The following is a 19,305-nucleotide window of genomic DNA, read 5'->3' on the forward strand; positions in this document are numbered from 1 at the left end:
ATCCGCACTCGATGCATTTCTAAACGATGTGCCAAAAGGAACGCAGTCGATAAGCCGCCTCACGAACAGTTCCTAATGCTTCATATGCTAGCTCACTCGCATGTACTTCATAAGCCTTGCGGATATGAAGTTCAACGATCAGATACATGAAATTATAATCCAAAGACAGGCATGTTTGAATGTCCGACACTAAGCAACGAACGTAAAAGCGATTTCTTCAACAAAAACTGACTGCTTTTCAAAAGAAAAATGGTTGAAATTTCGAGCAGGAAACCAAAACAGAGCGTTGAATGCGCACGTTATATTTCATAAAAAAATGAATTAAAACAGCAACCTATTCGTATATCTAAATTATTCAGCTTAACTAAAAAACGGGCGCTTAATGCGCCCGCTTTTTTCATCAAAATGGAATTTCGTCGTCGAGATCACGGGAGAAACCTCCACCGCCTTGATTAGACGGGCCAGACGAACCAAAATCATTACCGCCGCCGGAGTAATCTGACATCTGGTTGCGATTGCCGCCGCCACCGCCACCAAAGGAGCGACCTTCACCACCGCCTTCTCCGCGGCTATCAAGCATCTGAAGTTCACCACGGAACTTCTGCAACACGATTTCGGTGCTGTAGCGGTCGTTGCCGTTTTGATCCTGCCATTTACGTGTTTGAAGCGCGCCTTCGATATAAACCTTAGAACCCTTCTTCAGGTACTGTTCGGCCACCTTTGCAAGATTTTCATTGAAAATGACTACGCTGTGCCACTCGGTGCGATCCTTGCGTTCGCCGGTCTGGCGGTCACGCCAGCTTTCCGAGGTCGCAATACGCAGATTAGCAATCTGGTCACCCGAATTGAGGCGACGAATTTCAGGATCGGCACCAAGATTGCCGACCAGAATGACTTTGTTGACGCTACCAGCCATCGAAAACTTACTCCGGGTCTCGCAAGCACAGCCTAACTTACAGTTTCATCCGAATTGGATCGGACTAATCTGGCATGACGTGCTTTCCACAATAAAGATCAGGCGCAAATATGCGCCATCACATGAAACTCTGAACACACACTACAACAGTCACTCTCGAAGCGCGCTGATTGCAGAGGTTATTTTAAGAATGTTCCACAGATGATTGTGTTCTTGTTTTGTTCAAAATGCAATTAATATTCGTAAATTATGAGTGCGTTGACGCATTTAAAAGTGATATTCCAAGGCTATATAGCAATCTTATGATTTGATAAATGAATGCAAAATTAAGCCCTGCCGCTCACTGTTTCTTAGGCGCGCAGGGCTTGGATTTGAGCAACGCTCTTATATCGACAATGCTTCGCCGATAAATGTTTTCGGAAATCTACTGCATTAAAGCGGACGATCTCCGCGCATATTCCTGATTTTCTGCAATCAACTAACACGAACAATTATGCGTTAATCCCAAAAGATAATGCAGAACGACGTGAAGTGATTGTGCTTTCACAATCGTGAAAGCGAGGCAACTTAGTCAGGTGGACTCATGCTCCATTTCCTCCTGTTGCATTGACTCGCCTATCTGGACCTCTTGTCGATATCGAGCAACCATCCCGACGTCTCTCCATCCAGCGAGTAATCACAGTCTGCGCCTGTCAGGAGTAACAGTCAATGCTCTTGCGTTCACATTTCGTATCGCATATCAGAGGTCGAGTTGTTCGATCTTTGTTCCGGTGATATTTAAGCTGTAAATGATCGAACGCCCCTTTCCTTGGAAGGGGTCCATACACATATTATGGAGCGGCGCGACGTTAAGCTCGACGCCCAACACTCCATGACAGGACCAAACAGGCAGGACGCGGAATGAGCGATCAGAAATTCATTTCCATACGTGGCGCGCGTGAACACAATCTAAAAAATGTTGACCTTGATCTGCCGCGCGACAAGCTGATCGTAATGACCGGCCTTTCAGGTTCCGGTAAATCATCGCTGGCATTTGATACAATTTATGCAGAAGGCCAGCGGCGCTACGTCGAAAGCCTTTCGGCCTATGCGCGCCAGTTTCTGGAAATGATGCAAAAGCCGGATGTGGATCAGATTGATGGTCTTTCCCCTGCTATTTCCATTGAGCAGAAGACCACGAGCCGCAATCCGCGCTCGACTGTCGGTACTGTAACCGAAATCTACGATTATATGCGCCTGCTTTTCGCACGCGTGGGTGTACCTTATTCGCCTGCAACGGGCTTACCGATTGAAAGCCAGACTGTCAGCCAGATGGTTGATCGCGTTCTCTCATTTGAAGAAGGCACCCGTCTTTATATTCTGGCTCCGATCGTTCGTGGTCGTAAGGGCGAATATAAAAAGGAACTGGCAGAACTTCAGAAGAAGGGTTTTCAGCGCGTAAAGGTCGATGGCACCTTCTACGAAATCGCTGATGTCCCTACCCTCGATAAAAAATATAAGCACGACATTGATGTGGTCGTGGACCGTGTTGTGGTGCGTGGTGATCTTGCAACCCGTTTGGCTGACAGTCTTGAAACCTGTCTCAAACTGGCCGAAGGTCTGGCAATTGCCGAATTTGCAGACAAGCCTTTACCAGCAGAAGAGACAGCCTCTGGAGGGGCGGCGAATAAATCGGCGAATGAAACGCATGAACGCGTCATGTTCTCAGAAAAATTTGCCTGTCCTGTTTCGGGTTTTACAATTCCGGAAATCGAACCGCGTTTGTTCTCGTTCAACAACCCTTTCGGTGCCTGCCCCACCTGCGATGGCCTCGGCACACAACAGGCAATCGATCCCAATCTCATCATTCCCGATGCATCTGTCTCACTCAAAGACGGTGCGGTCGCGCCATGGGCTCGGTCGTCTTCTCCTTATTATAATCAGACACTTGAAGCGCTCGGAAAAGCCTATGGCTTTAAGGTGAGCGCTAAGTGGGCAGATCTTTCAAATGAGTCCCAGCAGGCCATTCTTCACGGCACAAAGGGCAAGGAAATTGCCTTTAATTATGATGATGGCTTACGCGCTTATCAGACCACTAAGGCATTTGAAGGTGTTATTCCCAACCTCGAACGCCGCTGGAGGGAAACCGATTCAGCCTGGTCGCGCGAGGAAATTGAGCGCTTCATGTCGTCAACGCCCTGCCCGGCATGCCGCGGCTATCGTTTGAAGCCTGAAGCACTGGCCGTCAAAGTTGGCATGAAACATATCGGTGAAATCACCAATATGTCGATCCGCAACGCTGACCAATGGTTCCGCGATATCGATGGCACATTCAACGAAAAGCAACGCGAAATTGCAGCGCGCATTCTCAAGGAAATTCGTGAACGTCTGGACTTCCTCAATGATGTTGGTCTCGACTACCTGACGCTCGCGCGTAATTCCGGCACGCTTTCAGGGGGCGAAAGCCAGCGTATTCGTCTCGCTTCGCAGATCGGTTCGGGTCTGACGGGCGTTCTTTACGTGTTGGACGAACCATCTATCGGCTTGCATCAGCGCGATAATGCGCGCCTTCTGGACACGCTGCGTCATCTTCGCGATCTCGGTAATACAGTCATCGTCGTTGAGCACGATGAAGATGCAATCCTGACAGCGGACTATGTAGTCGACATTGGACCTGCAGCGGGAATTCATGGCGGCCATATTATTGCACAAGGCTCACCTGATGACGTGATGTCGAACGCAAACTCGCTCACCGGCAAATATTTGTCAGGAGCGCTTGAAGTTGCAGTACCTGCTGAGCGTCGCGAAATCTCAAAGGCAAAGCGCATCAAAGTTGTTGGCGCACGCGGCAACAATTTGAAAAATGTCTCGGCGGATATTCCGCTTGGTACATTTACAGCCGTTACTGGCGTGTCGGGCGGCGGCAAGTCCACCTTCCTGATCGAAACACTGTTCAAGGCAGCGTCGCGCCGCATCATGGGCTCCCGCGAACATCCCGCGGAACATGACCGTATTGAAGGCCTTGAATTTCTGGATAAGGTCATCGACATCGACCAATCACCAATTGGCCGCACACCGCGTTCCAACCCTGCAACCTACACTGGCGCTTTCACGCCGATCCGCGACTGGTTCGCAGGTCTGCCGGAAGCCAAGGCGCGCGGATATCAAGCCGGACGTTTCTCGTTTAACGTCAAAGGTGGTCGCTGTGAGGCTTGTCAGGGCGATGGCGTCATCAAGATTGAAATGCACTTCTTGCCAGATGTTTATGTGACCTGCGACGTCTGCCATGGCAAGCGCTACAACCGCGAAACGCTGGAAGTACAATTTAAAGGCAAATCGATTGCCGACGTGCTGGATATGACTGTTGAAGAAGGTGCTGAATTCTTCACAGCCGTTCCTGCTGTGCGTGACAAACTCGAAACGCTTGTCAAAGTCGGTCTGGGCTATGTAAAGGTCGGCCAGCAAGCCACAACGCTCTCAGGCGGCGAAGCGCAACGCGTGAAGCTCGCTAAGGAACTGTCGCGTAAAGCTACAGGCCGCACGCTCTATATTCTTGATGAGCCAACGACAGGCCTGCATTTCCATGACGTCGCCAAGCTTCTAGAAGTGCTGCACGAACTGGTTGAGCAGGGAAATACGGTTGTGGTGATCGAGCACAATCTCGAAGTCATCAAGACTGCTGATTGGGTAATCGATCTCGGTCCAGAAGGCGGCGATGGCGGCGGCGAAATCGTTGCTGTTGGTCGTCCTGAAGATATCGCCAAGGAAAAACGTTCTTATACAGGCCAATTCCTCCGGGAACTGCTTGAACGCCGTCCAAGACGCAAAGCAGAAGCTGCTGAATAATTATAAAGCCGGGCAACGCCCGGCTTTTTTATTCTACAAGCCCGACAATTGGCCCGTATCCACCGTGCCATGAAATGTCATTTCGATCCATGTTGGGACTATAAATCCCCGCTCCGCCGCCACCATCGAGGAACAGTGCATTGGGGCATTTAAGCTCATTACGAAAAAGCGTCGCGAAGTCATAGAAATTCACAGCGTCTTCGCTAATCGCAAATCGGATCGATTTATCAGAACAAACACCGACGCCGCTTCTGCGCGTGCGGTCTGTTGATCCTTTGATAAGAATGGGATTGAGCTTGTTATCAATAACCAGCATTGGCCCAGATTGGGTTGCAAAGCTCGGTCGAAGCTTAAGCTTCAAGAACTTGTCAGTCGAGACAATACTGGCGCTGTCATCATCGAAATAAAAAATGCCATTTGGCTTTTTATAGAAATTGGGAATCGGACCAGAGACGCGCTGAGGTGCTTTCGTATCAGCAGGCACAAGCTCCTGCCCATTCTCGACATATAGCCCCATCGGCGTAAAATCGACCTGATACATTCCAGCATTCAAGGCAAATGTTAATGTTTTGCCGTCTCCAGCTATAGCATCTGCCACTTTCGAGAAATTACGATACGACTCACCATCTGTATTCTTCCAGAATAGCCGCAGTTTGACTTTGTTCTTCACCGTGCAGACAATGAATGTCGTATCTTGAAAAATTTGCTGTTCACACGCTTCGGCTCGCGCTGATGGCATTGCAAAATAAAGACCGGTACAACCTATAGCTGCGAGTGCGATCATTAATTTATACAAGCGCAAAGCAAAACCTCTCTCCAAAAATAAAAAAGCCCGGCTAGACCGGGCCTTCTCGAAGCACTGTCCGCGACTATCGCGACAGTTATAGCACCAACCCACAAATCGAAAATCGATTTTAGAAAGCACGATGCTCGAGCTAGAAGTCAAAACATACCTCGTGCGCCAAACGTGACGCACAGCCTCTGACATTTAGCCGTTTACGGCATCCTTGAGGCCTTTACCGGCCGAGAACTTCGGCACGTTGCGGGCTGGAATTGCAACTTCTGCGCCAGTCGACGGGTTGCGGCCTGTCGAAGCTGCGCGATGCGATACGGAGAAAACACCAAAGCCTGGCAGACGTACTTCTTCGCCAGCCTGAAGTGCACCGGTGACAGCTGCGAGGACTGCGTCAACTGCAGTTCCTGCGTCGGCCTTTGTCAAACCGCCCTTTTCCGCAACTGCGGCGACCAATTCGTTCTTGTTCATAGGCATTTCCTTTCTTTATCTACCGGCGCGATTGACGCGAACGGATTGCGTGCAGTTTATTCAAATTGATTGACAAACCAAGCCTGTCAACACGAAAAAAGCCCGGAAAACCGGGGTTAAACACAGAAATGCCGGGCTTTTAGCCCGGCATTGTCAGCTTATTAGCACCCAACGATGATCAATGAGCCGTCGAGACGCCCGCATCGTCATCGACCTTAGTCGACGCGACAGGTGTTTCAGGCTCTGTCCATTCTATCGGTTGTGGCTCACGAACCAGTGAATGTCTCAAGACTTCACCAACGCGAGACACCGGAACGATCTCAAGATTGTTCTTCACATTGTCCGGAATATCCGCCAGATCCTTGGCGTTTTCTTCTGGGATCAGAACTTTCGTGATGCCGCCACGCAATGCAGCAAGCAGCTTTTCCTTGAGGCCACCAATAGGCAGAACACGACCACGCAGCGTCACCTCGCCTGTCATTGCAATGTCCTTACGAACCGGAATACCGGTCATAACAGAGACGATTGCCGTAACCATGGCGATACCAGCCGACGGACCATCCTTTGGCGTCGCACCTTCCGGTACGTGCACGTGGATGTCGCGCTTATCGAACAGCGGAGGCTCAATGCCGAAATCAACCGCACGCGAACGAACATAGGATGCCGCCGCAGAAATCGATTCCTTCATCACATCACGGAGGTTACCCGTAACAGTCATGCGGCCCTTGCCGGGCATCATGACACCTTCGATGGTCAACAGTTCGCCGCCCACTTCAGTCCACGCAAGACCAGTGACAACACCGACCTGATCTTCACCGTCGATCTGACCAAAACGATAACGCTCAACACCGAGATAATCGGAGAGGTTTTTATCGGTGATCTTCACCGACTTCTTCTTCGCCTTCAAAATCTCGGTCACGGCCTTACGTGCCAACGTCATCATTTCACGTTCAAGGCTACGCACACCGGCTTCACGCGTGTAAAGACGGATAACGTTGCGCAGCGCATCGTCTGTGACCGAAAACTCTTTAGGCTGCAGAGCATGATCCTTGATCGCCTTTGGCAGCAAATGCCGTTTGGCAATCTCGAGCTTTTCGTCTTCGGTGTAACCGGCAATACGGATGACTTCCATACGGTCCAGAAGAGGACCCGGAATGTTCAACGTATTGGCAGTCGTGACGAACATGACATTCGACAAATCATATTCAACCTCAAGGTAATGATCCATGAAGGTCGAGTTCTGTTCCGGATCCAACACCTCAAGCATTGCCGACGACGGATCGCCACGGAAGTCCTGACCCATTTTGTCGATTTCATCGAGCAGGAAGAGCGGGTTGGACTTCTTTGCCTTCTTCATCGACTGGATGACCTTGCCGGGCATCGAACCAATGTAAGTGCGGCGGTGACCACGGATTTCAGCCTCGTCACGCACGCCGCCAAGCGACATACGGACATATTCACGGCCGGTAGCCTTTGCGATCGAGCGGGCAAGAGAGGTCTTACCAACGCCGGGAGGTCCAACGAGGCAGAGGATCGGGCCTTTGATCTTGGTCGAGCGAGCCTGCACTGCGAGATATTCGACAATGCGTTCTTTAACTTTGTCGAGACCGAAATGCTCATCATCAAGCACTTCCTCGGCAAAGTTCAGATCCTGCTTGACCTTAGACTTCTTGCCCCAAGGAATGGAAAGCAGCCAGTCGAGATAATTGCGAACAACCGTCGCTTCTGCCGACATTGGGCTCATGCTGCGCAGCTTTTTCAGCTCAGCTTGTGCCTTTTCGCGTGCTTCCTTAGAAAGCTTGGTCTTGTTGATGCGTTCTTCGAGTTCAGCCGTTTCGTCACGACCGTCCTCGCCGTCACCAAGCTCCTTCTGGATCGCCTTCATCTGCTCATTGAGGTAATATTCGCGCTGGGTCTTTTCCATCTGGCGCTTGACGCGGCCACGGATGCGCTTTTCTACCTGCAGAACAGAAATCTCGGATTCCATAAAGGCAAGTGCCTTCTCAAGACGCTCACGCACCGAGAGAATTGACAGCATTTCTTGCTTTTCAGGAATCTTGATCGCGAGATGCGAAGCAACCGTATCAGCAAGCTTGGAATAGTCTTCAATCTGGGTGGCTGCACCAACCACTTCGGGCGAAATCTTCTTGTTCAGCTTGACGTAGTTTTCAAAGTCAGAGACCACAGAGCGAGCAAGCGCTTCGACTTCAACAGCATCTTCTTCAGGTTCAGGAAGAACCGTAGCAAATGCCTCATGATAATCTTCGCGATCAGTAAACTTGGAAACCTTGGCGCGTGCAGTGCCTTCGACGAGAACCTTTACGGTGCCGTCTGGCAGCTTGAGAAGCTGCAATACATTTGCGATCGTGCCGATTTCATAAATAGCATCAGGTGCAGGATCGTCGTCTGCTGCATTCTTCTGCGTTGCGAGCAGAATCTGCTTATCAACACCCATCACTTCTTCAAGTGCTTTGATCGACTTTTCACGTCCAACAAACAGCGGAACGATCATATGGGGGAAGACTACAATATCGCGCAACGGCAAAACGGCATAAAGCCCGTCTTGGCCACCCGCTTCTGTCTTCTGTTCAATATCCGTCATGTCAGTCCTTTCTCAGGTCGTTCGACCCGACTGCCAAAGGCTGTGGCCCCTTTCATGATGAGGCAGTCCACAACCAGTGCTTCGGTCCATAATTGGAGTGTCGAACTCCTAAATTCAAGCTGCTTTAATGGCAGCATTCATAGAATCGTCATCTATCCTGCGCCGTCACAGAAATTTGTACAATAACAACTACGCGATGTATCCAGACTGTTCCTAAAGATAGACAAGAAAAAGGCCGCTTTCGCGGCCTTATCTCTTTTTCTTCGACAGCCATTAAGCTGATGCATTGCCTTTTTCGTCCTGACGATCGGCGTAGATATAAAGAGGACGGGCGCTACCATCTACAACATCACCGGAAATAGCCACTTCCTGAACACCTTCAAGCGTTGGCAGCTCGAACATTGTATCCAGCAGGATCTTTTCCATGATCGAGCGCAAACCACGCGCACCCGTTTTGCGTTCAACTGCCTTGTTCGCAATCGCGCGCAGCGCGTCGTCATGGAAGCTCAGTTCAACATTTTCCATGTCGAACAAACGCTGATACTGCTTCACGAGCGCATTCTTTGGCTCCGTCAGAATCTGCACAAGTGCGTCAACGTCCAGATCTTCCAGAGTGGCGATCACAGGCAGACGACCAACAAATTCCGGAATAAGACCGAACTTCAGCAAATCTTCTGGTTCCAGCTCCTTGAAAACATCACCGATACGACGTTCATCAACTGACTTCACGTTTGCACCGAAACCAATTGATGTCTTTTCACCACGTGCCGAAATGATCTTGTCGAGACCGGCAAAGGCACCGCCACAAATAAACAGAATGTTCGTTGTGTCGACCTGCAGAAATTCCTGCTGCGGATGCTTACGGCCACCCTGCGGCGGCACGGACGCAACAGTGCCTTCCATGATCTTAAGGAGCGCTTGCTGAACGCCTTCACCCGAGACGTCACGGGTGATTGAAGGATTGTCCGACTTGCGGCTGATCTTATCCACTTCGTCGATGTAAACGATGCCGCGCTGCGCACGTTCAACGTTGTAATCGGCCGACTGGAGCAGCTTCAAAATGATGTTTTCAACGTCTTCGCCGACATAACCAGCTTCAGTGAGTGTCGTAGCATCAGCCATGGTGAACGGAACATCGATGATGCGCGCGAGTGTCTGGGCAAGATAGGTCTTGCCGCAACCCGTTGGGCCAACCAGCAGAATGTTGGACTTCGCAAGTTCGATGTCGTTGCTCTTCGACTGATGGGCAAGACGCTTATAGTGATTGTGTACCGCAACCGAGAGAACGCGCTTGGCGTCTTTCTGACCGATGACGTAGTCATCAAGTACGTCTTTGATTTCCTGCGGCGTAGGCACACCTTCGCGCGACTTCACCATCGAGGTTTTGTTTTCCTCGCGAATGATGTCCATGCAAAGTTCGACGCACTCGTCGCAGATAAATACGGTCGGGCCTGCAATCAGCTTACGTACTTCATGCTGGCTTTTGCCACAGAACGAGCAATAAAGCGTATTCTTTGAATCGCCGCCGCTGTTGCTGACTTTGCTCATTGCAGTTTCCTTTCAATAAACCGAAATGAACAGCAGCCGTCTGTGTCCATCTCGATCGTTTCTTCCGGTTCGGACCCTTTGAAGAAGCAAAACAACACTTCTTCCCGGCTCCATCGGCAGTTTTTACGCACTGCCAGTCATTTTGGATCTCGCGTACCGAAGGCTTTCCGACCGAATAAGCCTTAAGTGGCGACTTTTGCAGAACCTAAAGCGGGGAACAATTGAAAAATCATGTTCCCCAGCGAGATTCGGCATAATCTGAACTATTTTAACGCCGTGAACCCCAACAGATGCTTAACGCGATGCGTTAACCTTTACGTAGGACCACGAAATAAGCCGCTTTTGTGGCAAAAGATGCTAAAATATGAAGAGGCAGACGAACTACCTCCCCGGATTACTTAGTTTCTTCAACAGCCACTTCACGCGATTCGATGACCTTATCGATCAAACCGAACTCAAGAGCTTCCTGCGCTGTCATGAAGTGATCACGATCAAGCGTACGTTCAATAGTCTCGTAATCGCGACCTGTATGCTTGACGTAAATCTCATTCAGGCGGCGCTTCATCTTGATGATGTCCTGCGCATGACGTTCAATATCGGATGCCTGTCCCTGGAAACCACCCGAAGGCTGGTGAACCATGATGCGGGCATTTGGCAGCGCATAACGCTGGCCAGTTGCACCGGCCGTTAACAGCAGCGAACCCATCGAAGCAGCCTGCCCCATACAAAGTGTCGAGACTGGCGGCTTGATGAACTGCATCGTGTCATAAATCGCCATGCCGGACGTAACAACGCCGCCGGGCGAATTTATGTACATGTTGATCTCTTTCTTCGGGTTCTCAGACTCGAGGAAGAGCAACTGCGCGCAGATCAGCATCGACATGCCGTCTTCGACAGGACCGTTGACGAAGATGATACGTTCTTTCAGCAAACGTGAAAAAATATCATAGGCCCGCTCGCCACGGTTGGTCTGCTCGACAACCATCGGCACGAGGTTCATGACGGTTTCAATTGGATCTCTCATTATGGGCCTCTGCATATTTATAACGAATATGAATCGTATGGATGTTCCATACATAGGGCTTTGCAGCCCTGTTCCGCAAGATGCCGATCAATCCCAATCGGAATCCTGCTCGACAGGCTTAATGCCGCGTTTCTCGTCAAGCATTTTGCGTGCTGTTTCTGTCAGTCGAGCCTGAACGCGAACCGATCCATCCTCAAGGTCTTCACGCTTCACATCGCTGCCATGCTGGTAAATCCAGTCAAGAATACGGAGCTCTGATGGCGGAAGAACTACATTTACTGAGCCAAGCGCGCCAGCGATGCGGCTTTCGATCAGCGACAGCAACTTCTCAACACCTTCACCTGTCCATGCTGAAAGCGGGATAGGTCTACCCTCGTCGCCGCCAGCCGCAGCCAGACGCAGGGCAGCCTCACGGCCAGCTTCGTCCAAATTATCGACCTTGTTCCAAATCTGGATCACGCGTTTATGATCATGGGGATCGACATCAAGACCCGTCAGAATACTTTCGACGTCTTCAGCTTGTGCCGCATTATCCGGATCGGAAATGTCGCGCACATGCAGAATCAGATCAGCTTCGACAACTTCTTCAAGCGTCGCGCGGAATGCTGCAACGAGATGATGCGGAAGGTTCGAAATGAAGCCCACAGTGTCTGAAAGAATAACTGTTTCACCATGCGGCAGGCGAATACGGCGCAATGTCGGATCAAGCGTTGCGAACAGCATGTCTTCAGCCAGCACATCGGCGCCCGTCATGCGGTTAAACAACGTCGACTTGCCCGCATTGGTGTAGCCAACCAATGCGATAACAGGATGCGGTACTTTGCGGCGCTTTTGACGATGCAACGTGCGAGTACGGACAACCGTTTCCAGCTCGCGCTTAATCTTCAGGATTTTTTCCTGAAGCATACGCCGATCGGCTTCAATCTGTGTTTCACCCGGACCACCAAGGAAGCCGCCGCCGCCGCGCTGACGTTCCAAGTGCGTCCAGCTTCGGACCAGACGGCCCTTCTGGTAGTTGAGATGCGCGAGTTCAACCTGCAACGCACCTTCCTTGGTACGCGCTCTCTCGCCAAAGATTTCCAGAATAAGGCCAGTACGGTCGATAACCTTAACGTGCAATTCTTTTTCGAGGTTACGTTGCTGCACCGGCGTCAAGGCGTGATCGACGATCACGAGACCGATTGACTTTTCTTCCAAAATTTCAGCGATTGACTCAATCTTACCCGTACCCAACAGTGTCGCGGGTCGCGGTTGGCTGACAGTCACATTTTCAGCATGGGCAATGTCAAGATTGATTGCGCGGGCAAGACCAATTGCCTCTTCCAGCCGTGCTTCATTGGAACGCTGAAACTGCGTCCGTTCGCCTTCTTCACTTGCTGTACTGTTATTATAACGTTCCGGCAGAATGGGAACGATCACCGCTGCTCTGGTGGGTTCTGGCTCAGACAGGCCAAACCCCTTCTTTTCATCGGCAGGCGAAACATTCACGTCTTTGAATTTCGACAAATAAACTTACTCCGGGATACGGCCCCAACTGCTTTAGCAGATAGGTCATCGCATAAGCGGTTTCAAATAGAAGACGCCCCGGCCAATCAAATCATGATCCATAAACCCGCCATGCGGGATCAAAATCGAAAAAGCTGGAGCAGAGTGACAATTCAACAGATCACCACGCTCCAGCATAAAACTGGTCAGTTATAAACTGAGAAGCGTCAGACTTCCTCACCCTCAAACATCTGTACCGGCTGGCTCGGCATGATGGTCGAAATTGCATGCTTGTAAACAAGCTGCGAATGACCATCGCGACGCAGCAAAACACAGAAATTGTCAAATGACGTAACAATACCTGTGAGTTTCACACCATTGATAAGGAAAATGGTCAGTGAAATTTTCTGCTTGCGTACAGAATTGAGAAAAAGGTCTTGAAGATTTTGCGATCGTTCAGCCATTGTTTTTATTCCTTTAATCGATCAGCAGTTTGTTCGCTTATGCCAGACGAACACGCGCAAACACATAAATCAAGCTCCCGGGTTGCGCAAAACCAGTCGCTAAAAGCAATTGCTGTGGAAAGACAACTGCTTCGCTCTTAATCTTCGGTTAACAGGATGGGAATCTTTCCGCAACCAACAAATTCAAAACCCGACATGCAAATCTTTGCAGGTATAAATACACAAACCTTATTTGATGTCATTCGAAAGTGGTTCACCAAGCATTGGTCTAACCCGATCAATCGCCCACATATAGAAACTTCCAGGCTGCATAGAAACAACTTCTTTATGTTTCTTATGGATATGAAAACCAATAAAATCAGGGTGTTTGGTCGGCTCTAAGCCATAGATCGGATCATAAATCCGCGTCGCCTCTTTCCCTACCCAGTAGTAGAAATTCTCCTGCGGGGCCGCATTCTTAAAGATGCCATACTTGCGTGCAAGCCGCGATATGCCGTCATTTCCGAAAATTGTAATCCCGATAGCAGCAGGCGTAACTTCTTTACCCGTAAGACGATAGTATAATGGCCGCAGTTTGCCGCGACGCACTCCCAGCCAGCGCGGCAGCGGATCTCTAGAAGCGACATAATCCTCAAATTCGCGAATGATCGGGTGGTCATACGGCAGATAAAGAGCCGACACCCCGACACGAAAATGATTCTCTCGTGCCAAGTATGGCTTCGTGGGATCGGGATGAAATTGCTTTAGCAAATAAACATCCGTATCAAGCCATACGCCCTGCTTATGCTTCATCAGCATGATACGGAAAATATCACTGAACTGAACGATTGTCGTTCGGCTGCGCAAATTTGGATAATGGGGATCCAACCGCTTAAATACCTGCTCAGGCAGGATAGTACTGGCATCGTGAATTTCGACGCCCTCAGGGACATTCTCGATTGGCGCATATGAAAAAAGCTTCACACGCTGGCCTGTCATCACCATTGATGCCAGACAGATGCGATCAACATCGCGCAGCCGTGGCCCATACCAGAAAGTGCAGATATCCATCAGAGATACCGGAGAATAGAGGTTGGCATTTTTCAAAAGCTCAGAAAAATTCGAGGCTCACGCGGAACATCTGTTCCACGTGCTTAATAGCATCTGCAGTTGCGAATATTACAACACGATCTTTCGGCTTAATACGGACGTCACCATTTGGCTGAATGACCTGCCCTGCTCGGTAAATCGCGCCAATGCGCAAGCCTTCCGGCAAATCGAGATCACGCAATGGAGCGCCGACCAGCGATGACGTCTCAAGCGCTTCCGCCTCAATGATTTCCGCCATGTCCCGATAGACGCTATAGACAGCACGAATACGACCGCGTCGCACATGCTGCAATATCTTCGATACTGTCACAGCCTTCGGATCAATATAGGCATCGATCCCCACCATATGGGTAAAATCCTGATAGCCAGTCGTATTGATTAACGCCATATTGGCCTTACACCCAAGCCGCTTGGCCATAATGCTAGAAAGAATATTCACCTGATCCTGATTTGTCAGAGCGACAAAAAGATCAGCACCCTCAATATCTGCTTCCTGTAAAAGCGCCTGATCCAAAGCGCTGCCATGCAAAACCATGGTGCGTTTCAGCTGGTCAGCGATCATGAAAGCGCGCTCATGCTCACTTTCGATCATCTTTATACGCGTCTGCCATTTGCGTTCTTCAATGGCTTTCGCAACATATAGGCCAATATTGCCGCCACCCGCGATAACAATGCGATGCGCCTCAGGCTTTTCGTGCCCAAACAATGACAGCGTTCTGCGAACCTGTTCACGCGTCGTCACAACATAAGCGAGATCACCGGCATTGAGCTGATCGGTCGAGCGCGGAATAAATAGACTTCCCTTGCGTACAACGCCCACGACCGTTGCCGCAAGATCAGGGAACAGGTCGGAGAGCTGTTTGAGTGGTGTATTGATAACCGGGCACTCTTCCAGACACTCAATGGCAAGCCCGATGACCTTGTCATCCGCAAACCGCAAAACATCGGTGGCGCCCTGCAAGGCAATACGCCGCAAAACCACTTCACCCACCTCAAGCTCGGGTGAAATAATCACGTCAATCGGCAGATTTTCGCGCAGGAACAAGTCCTGATATTCCGCTTTCAAATAAGACTGCGCGCGAATACGTGCGATCTTCGTCGGTACGTTGAAAACCGAATGAGCAACCTGACAAGCCACCATATTGACTTCGTCAGACAGCGTCACCGCGATAATCATGTCGGCTTCGTTAGCACCAGCAGCGGCCAGAACATCCGGCTGTGAACCATGACCAACGAACCCGCGCACATCCAAAGTATCGCGCACGATTTCGATATGGCGCGCAGATGTATCAATGACGGAGACGTCATTTTGTTCGGCAGCAAGCCGCTCCGCAATGCCGTAGCCGACTTGCCCCGCTCCGCATACAATTACACGCATATCATCCCGCCCACTTGAATATTAAACGCCAAGCGACTTTAGCTTGCGATGCAATGCCGAACGTTCCATCCCAACAAACTCCGCTGTCCGCGAGATATTGCCGCCAAACCGATTGATCTGTGCAATGAGATATTCTTTTTCAAATCGCTCACGTGCTTCACGCAAAGGAAGCGCCATGATGTGCTGATCGGATTCGGTCGGCGCACGTGGCAGCGTGTCGCCAATTTCTGCTGGCAGAAGATCGGCTGTCACCGGCGCGTCCGGGTCATCGCCGCGTGCCAGAATCATCAGGCGTTCCACATTGTTTCGCAGCTGGCGGATATTTCCCGGCCAGCTATGTGACTGCAACACTGCCATTGCATCAGAGCCGATTTTACGCGGCTTGATACCCGCCTGCTCGGCAATCTGCGTCATGAAATATTCAACCAGCGATGGAATATCCTCACGACGCGAGGCAAGCGCCGGCACATGCACAGGCACAACAGACAGGCGATGGAAAAGATCCTCTCGGAACGTACCTTCGGCAATCATGCCTTCAAGGTTCTGTGCAGTCGATGAAATAATACGGACATCAACCTTCACACGCTTGGTTCCACCCACACGCTCAAATTGCTGATCAACCAGCACACGCAAAATCTTGTTCTGCGTCTCACGCGGCATATCGGCTATTTCATCAAGATAAAGGATGCCACCATGCGCTTCTTCCAGCGCACCAACCTTACGCTCGCCGCCATCCATTTCCGTGCCGAAAAGTTCGATCTCCATACGCTCTGGCGTAATCGTTGCGGCGTTGACCGTCACGAACGGACCATTGGCCCGGCCTGACTGCGCATGGATAGCACGAGCTGCCAGTTCCTTTCCTGCGCCCGAAGGGCCCGTAATCATGATACGGCTGTTGGTTGGTGCAACACGCTCAATCGTCTGGCGTAGCTGGTTGATCGCAAGCGAAGCGCCAATCAGTTCCATGCTGTTACCACCACGCTTGCGCAGGTTGGAAACTTCGCGTTTCAGCTTGGATGTTTCCAGCGCACGTTCAGCAACCAAAATCAGACGATCGGCCTTAAACGGCTTTTCGATAAAATCATAGGCACCGCGACGGATTGCCGAAACAGCCGTTTCAACATTGCCGTGACCTGAGATCATCACAACGGGCAGATCAGGATGCTGCTTCTTGATTTCATCAAGCAGTGCAAGACCATCAAGTCGGCTGCCTTGCAACCAGATATCAAGAAAGACAAGGCGTGGCACGCGATCATCAATCGCGGCGAGCGCGCTGTCAGCATCAAAGGCCGTGCGCGTCTCGTACCCTTCGTCACTCAGGATACCTGCAACAAGTTCCCGGATATCCACTTCGTCATCAACAACAAGAATATCGGCTGCCATATCAGTTCACCTGTCCAACTATCTCGTTTCCGGGATTTCCCTCTTCCGCACCAGCAGAGCCGGTGGAAACCTCAGGAAAGATCATACGTATCATTGCGCCACGTCCACCGTGGAAATCTGCTGGCGCATCGTGCAATTCCAACTGTCCGCCATGATCTTCCACGATTTTGCGGACTATCGCGAGGCCAAGGCCAGTGCCCTTTTCGCGCGTCGTCATATAGGGCTCCAGGAGCTTCTGACGATCATCGCCCGGCAGGCCTTTGCCGTTATCAATCACTTCGACCAGCAGATTTCCGTCCTCTTTGCGAGCGCGAACAAGAATATGTCCTTCACCACGCTCTTCCTTTGGCACCGCATCAATCGCCTCGCTGGCATTTTTGATGATATTGCCAAAAGCCTGACCGAGCAGACGACTGTCAAAAGATCCAATCAGCTTTTCAGAGCCGTATTCATTGGTGAATTTTATATCCTGTCGGCTGACTTCAATGAGGAATGAGGCCTCGCGCAGCGCCTCACGCATATCCATCGCCTTCATCTCCGGCTTTGGCATACGTGCAAAAGCTGAGAACTCATCGACCATACGACCAATATCACCCACCTGACGAATAATCGTATCGGTACACTGATCGAACACCTCGCGATCTTCAACAATTACCTTGCCATAGCGACGACGAATGCGTTCCGCAGAAAGCTGGATTGGTGTCAGCGGGTTCTTGATCTCGTGCGCAATACGGCGCGCAACATCGGCCCACGCCGAAGAACGCTGCGCCTGAACCAGATCAGTAATATCATCAACGGTCACGACATAGGAGTGATCGTCAGATTCCGAATCTTCGACCGTCACCTGCACATTAAAGGTTCGTGCAACACCATTTCGCGTCATATTGACTTGTTCACGATGCATCGCACGATCCGTTGTACGCGCAACTTCAAACGCCTGTCCGATTTCAGGCGCAATATTGCTCAAGCTTTTGCCGATTGCATCGTGTGAACTGACACCGAACATATGTTCAGCCGAGCGATTAAGAATCGTTATTGAACCATCCGTCTCAATGCCGATAACTCCCGCATTAACGCCAGAAAGAACCGCCTCCGAGAAGCGGCGGCGTTCATCAATCTGATCTTTGGCAGACAAAAGCTCGTTGCGTTGGCTATTCAACTCAGCAACCATATTGTTGAACGTATCCGACAAAGCGCCAACGTCGCCGTCTGATGCGCGTACCGGCACGGAAATATTGAGATTACCGGCAGCAACATCGTCAGCCGCGCCGATCAAAAGCCGGATTGGGCGAACGAGACGGTCAGCCACTGCTATACCTGTCCATATGGCAGACAGGAGAACAATTAGCGTCAGACCGAAATAGAGCAGCGCAAAAGCAATCTGTGTTGGTATGCGATTTGCATCCATCTCCTGATAGCGCTGTGTATTGGCCTCCATCAGGCGCATTGATTCCAATATCTGCGGATCAACCTGCCTTACCGTGTAAAGATAAAGGTTCGGTATCTCGCGCATCTTGATAACAGCACCAACAAAATTACTATTGCCAGGAGGAATAATAACTGGCCTTCCATCGACGGCTGTTTTCAAGGCATCTTCGGTTGGAGGAGGAAGTCGCGCTTCAACGCCCGTTTCGCTTTTAACAACCACATCGCCATTTTCACGCACTAGAAATGCGCCCAACAAACCGCGACCGCCAGCCTGAAGTGTCATGTAGCGAATAAAGCCCCCCCTATCGAGACTGTAAACAGTGCGCTGCGCATCCAGTTCCTGAAGCATTGAAAATGAAGTGCTTTGTAGATTTAGCGCTGTCTCTTTAATGTAGGCAGTCGTCAGACTCTGTGAAGAACTCACAATATCGCGTGTATTGGTATCAAACCACCGATCTAGCCCGAGATTAAGTGTGACTGACGCGACGATAGCCACCACAATCGCAGGCACGGCAGCAATCAATGAAAACAGTGCAACAATACGCACATGCAGTCGTGATGCCGCTTTTCCGGATCTTCGCGCCGATATAATGCGATAAATCTCGCGGCAAATGAGCAGGATCAGAAAAACAATAAGCGCGACATTGATAATGACCAGCGCAAGAGTCACTGCCCGATCAGGCGTGATCGGTGTTATGCCAATCAGAATGCAAAACGACAGTGATGCAGTAATTAGCGCCAGAACAACGGTAATAATACCCGGCAAAGCAAGAAGCCTGCGCCCCTCACCGCTGTGCGATGGTCGCCCTACCTTATCCATATCAGTCGTCAGATTCGCTGTATTCATGTTAACCATGTTACCCAATAGCGTTGCATCTATGCAACGCATTGTGGCGAAA

At 50.5% G+C, this 19,305-nt stretch carries 13 protein-coding genes; 1 reads left to right on the forward strand and 12 read right to left on the reverse strand.

The window, feature by feature from the left end; genetic code table 11:
* Positions 1-400 precede the first annotated feature (400 nt).
* Positions 401-916, reverse strand: a complete 516-nt coding sequence (locus U2P60_RS15445; RefSeq protein ID WP_413573272.1) for a single-stranded DNA-binding protein — start codon at positions 914-916, stop codon at positions 401-403.
* A gap of 900 nt (positions 917-1,816) precedes the next feature.
* Between U2P60_RS15445 and uvrA the strand changes: the two genes are divergently transcribed.
* Positions 1,817-4,741, forward strand: a complete 2,925-nt coding sequence (gene uvrA, locus U2P60_RS15450; RefSeq protein WP_413573273.1) for an excinuclease ABC subunit UvrA — start codon at positions 1,817-1,819, stop codon at positions 4,739-4,741.
* 28 nt (positions 4,742-4,769) lie between these two features.
* Here the strand turns inward: uvrA and U2P60_RS15455 are convergent, their stop codons facing one another.
* From U2P60_RS15455 to U2P60_RS15505, 11 genes are all read right to left on the reverse strand, one after another.
* Positions 4,770-5,543: a phosphodiester glycosidase family protein gene (locus U2P60_RS15455; RefSeq protein ID WP_413573274.1), complete on the reverse strand. Its 774-nt coding sequence runs from the start codon at positions 5,541-5,543 to the stop codon at positions 4,770-4,772.
* A gap of 186 nt (positions 5,544-5,729) precedes the next feature.
* Positions 5,730-6,005 (reverse strand): HU family DNA-binding protein, encoded by a 276-nt coding sequence (locus U2P60_RS15460; protein ID WP_250039808.1) that lies wholly within the window; start codon positions 6,003-6,005, stop codon positions 5,730-5,732.
* Positions 6,006-6,183: 178 nt separating this feature from the next.
* Entirely contained in the window at positions 6,184-8,607 is a 2,424-nt protein-coding gene (gene lon, locus U2P60_RS15465) for an endopeptidase La (RefSeq protein WP_413573275.1), read from the reverse strand.
* Between the two features lie 273 nt (positions 8,608-8,880).
* Complete coding sequence (clpX, locus tag U2P60_RS15470) at positions 8,881-10,155, reverse strand: ATP-dependent Clp protease ATP-binding subunit ClpX (protein ID WP_313826546.1); 1,275 nt, start codon at positions 10,153-10,155, stop codon at positions 8,881-8,883.
* Between the two features lie 394 nt (positions 10,156-10,549).
* Positions 10,550-11,179 (reverse strand): ATP-dependent Clp endopeptidase proteolytic subunit ClpP, encoded by a 630-nt coding sequence (gene clpP / locus U2P60_RS15475; protein ID WP_250039805.1) that lies wholly within the window; start codon positions 11,177-11,179, stop codon positions 10,550-10,552.
* An 87-nt stretch (positions 11,180-11,266) separates the two neighbouring features.
* Positions 11,267-12,685, reverse strand: coding sequence for a GTPase HflX (gene hflX / locus U2P60_RS15480; protein ID WP_413573276.1), 1,419 nt, complete (start codon positions 12,683-12,685; stop codon positions 11,267-11,269).
* Positions 12,686-12,891: 206 nt separating this feature from the next.
* Entirely contained in the window at positions 12,892-13,128 is a 237-nt protein-coding gene (hfq, locus tag U2P60_RS15485) for an RNA chaperone Hfq (RefSeq protein ID WP_007875113.1), read from the reverse strand.
* 228 nt (positions 13,129-13,356) lie between these two features.
* Positions 13,357-14,178: a glycosyltransferase gene (locus tag U2P60_RS15490; protein ID WP_413573277.1), complete on the reverse strand. Its 822-nt coding sequence runs from the start codon at positions 14,176-14,178 to the stop codon at positions 13,357-13,359.
* 40 nt (positions 14,179-14,218) lie between these two features.
* Positions 14,219-15,595 carry a Trk system potassium transporter TrkA gene (gene trkA, locus U2P60_RS15495; protein WP_313826549.1) on the reverse strand — a complete coding sequence of 459 codons (1,377 nt, stop codon included), beginning with the start codon at positions 15,593-15,595 and terminating at the stop codon, positions 14,219-14,221.
* A gap of 21 nt (positions 15,596-15,616) precedes the next feature.
* Entirely contained in the window at positions 15,617-16,978 is a 1,362-nt protein-coding gene (locus U2P60_RS15500; protein WP_250039801.1) for a sigma-54-dependent transcriptional regulator, read from the reverse strand.
* Position 16,979: 1 nt separating this feature from the next.
* Positions 16,980-19,295, reverse strand: a complete 2,316-nt coding sequence (locus tag U2P60_RS15505) for an ATP-binding protein (protein ID WP_413573278.1) — start codon at positions 19,293-19,295, stop codon at positions 16,980-16,982.
* Positions 19,296-19,305 lie beyond the last annotated feature (10 nt).

Source organism: Brucella sp. H1_1004 (assembly GCF_047308065.1).
Taxonomy (GTDB): domain Bacteria; phylum Pseudomonadota; class Alphaproteobacteria; order Rhizobiales; family Rhizobiaceae; genus Brucella; species Brucella pseudogrignonensis_B.